The sequence below is a fragment of the Anaerolineae bacterium genome (genome assembly GCA_025062375.1).
GTDB lineage: Bacteria > Chloroflexota > Anaerolineae > SpSt-600 > SpSt-600 > SpSt-600.
Genome location: JANXAG010000032.1, coordinates 1 through 1,784, shown reverse-complemented (window position 1 = coordinate 1,784; position 1,784 = coordinate 1). Strand labels below are relative to the sequence as shown.

At 51.5% G+C, this 1,784-nt stretch carries 3 protein-coding genes; all 3 read left to right on the top strand.

Features of this window, described 5'->3' with window-relative positions:
- On the top strand, positions 1-379 hold a 379-nt coding region (locus NZ653_08050; GenBank protein ID MCS7287069.1), incomplete at its 5' end, for a hypothetical protein.
- Positions 372-1,529: a glycosyl hydrolase gene (locus NZ653_08045; protein ID MCS7287068.1), complete on the top strand. Its 1,158-nt coding sequence runs from the start codon at positions 372-374 to the stop codon at positions 1,527-1,529. The genes NZ653_08050 and NZ653_08045, both read left to right, overlap by 8 nt.
- A partial coding sequence (locus NZ653_08040; protein ID MCS7287067.1) for a DUF2723 domain-containing protein occupies positions 1,516-1,784 on the top strand: 269 nt, incomplete at its 3' end. The genes NZ653_08045 and NZ653_08040, both read left to right, overlap by 14 nt.

Genomic DNA, 1,784 nt, shown 5'->3' with positions numbered 1-1,784 from the left:
CAGTACCCCTACTCCAACACCACCTCCTCCGGAATTTACCCCAGCCCCCACTCCAACTCCTGAAACCCCCGCCCCTCCACCAACTTCAACTGCGCCCGTGGCCTTTACTCCATCTCCCACTCCGACAACCGTCCCTGCAACTATTTCTCCAACTTTGGGCATTACCTTTACCCCTACGGCTACCTACACCCCCTCGCCTACACCAACCCCTACTTTAACCCCAACCCACACCCCTACTTTTACTTCCTTTGCACCCACGCCTGAACCTACCCCCGCCGCTGTTCAACCCCGCTTCGGAATTTCCCCTCTCTTTGTGGCAGGTCTGGGGCTAATAATCCTTGGGCTCATCATCCTTGGGGTGAGGAAAGCTCGTGCCTAAAAGGCCTTTGCCTTTATGGAGTGGCTTAGCCCTACTATTAGCTGGGCTTATCCTTGTCCTTCTTTCCCTGCTTAATCCTGGCGAGCCTTCTTTTCGTGAGCCTCTTGTCCCAACCCTCGGCCCTGAAAGCTCGCTTACTTTAACATCGCTTCCTATAACCTACACTCTGACGCCTCCTGTCGGAGTGGGGGAATCAATCCTTTGGGAAGGCAGGCCCCGCTGGGGTGTGGGGGTTGCAATCGGGCCAATTTCAAGATATAATATAAAACCGCTTAGGCTGGGATGGTACCTGGACTGGAGGGCAAATGCCTACCCTCCCAGACCTGAAGGGATTGAATATGTTCAAATGGTCAGACTCAGGGGTGGGAAGCTTAATCCTACCCCGGATAAAATCGCAGAGATAGCTAAACTTAACCCGGGCTCTTTATGGCTCATAGGGAATGAACCAGATGTAAAGTGGCAGGACAATGTAGAACCAGCTCTTTATGCAAAGCTTTACCACCAGGCTTACAAAACCATAAAAACGGCTGACCCAACAGCGAAGATAGGCATTGGTGGTGTATCGCAACCGACCCCTCTCCGTTTGAAGTATCTTGAACTAATCTTACAAGCTTACAGAGCCCAGTTTGGGGAAGAAATGCCTGTAGATGTCTGGAACATCCACAACTTCATCCTTCGGGAGGAGAGGGGTTCGTGGGGGGTTGATATCCCTCCGGGGATTCAGGAAGACCGGGGGGAACTTTATGAGATTGACGATAGCGGAAACATAGAGATATTTCGCCGCCACATCATAAACTTCAGGCGGTGGTTGGCGGAGCGCGCTTTTCAAAACTATCCCCTCGTAATGTCCGAATATGGCATACCGATGCCTGAAGACTATGGTTTTCCTCCGGAGCGAGTCATAGCCTTTCTCTGGAGCACCTTTGAATTCTTCCTGACGGCCACTGACCCAGCCCTGGGCTACCCTGCGGATGGCTACCGTTTAGTCCAGCGCTGGTGCTGGTACAGCCTGGATGCCCCCGATACCTACTACCCTCAAGGTCGCCTTTTTGATCCCAAAACCGGCGAAATGACGGCGATAGGAAAGGGATGGGTAGAGTATACATCAGCCCTGCTGGGTAAGGAAAATGAGGCCTATGTTGAATGGTGATAAAAAAAGAAGCGATAGTCTGGTTTTATTCATCCTCGGATTAGGGTTTTATGGGTTTACTTTAGCACCGACAGTGCTGTGGGGTGATGAGGGTTACTGGCAACTACAGGCGGTCATCTGTAACCTGCAAGCCAGTGCAGGGGGGCATCCCCTTTGGGTATTGATTGCTCATCTATTTTCTAAGATACCCATTGGTGATATAGCTGGAAGGGTCAATTTTGTTTCTGCACTTTTTGGCGCAGTGGCGCTTTCTCT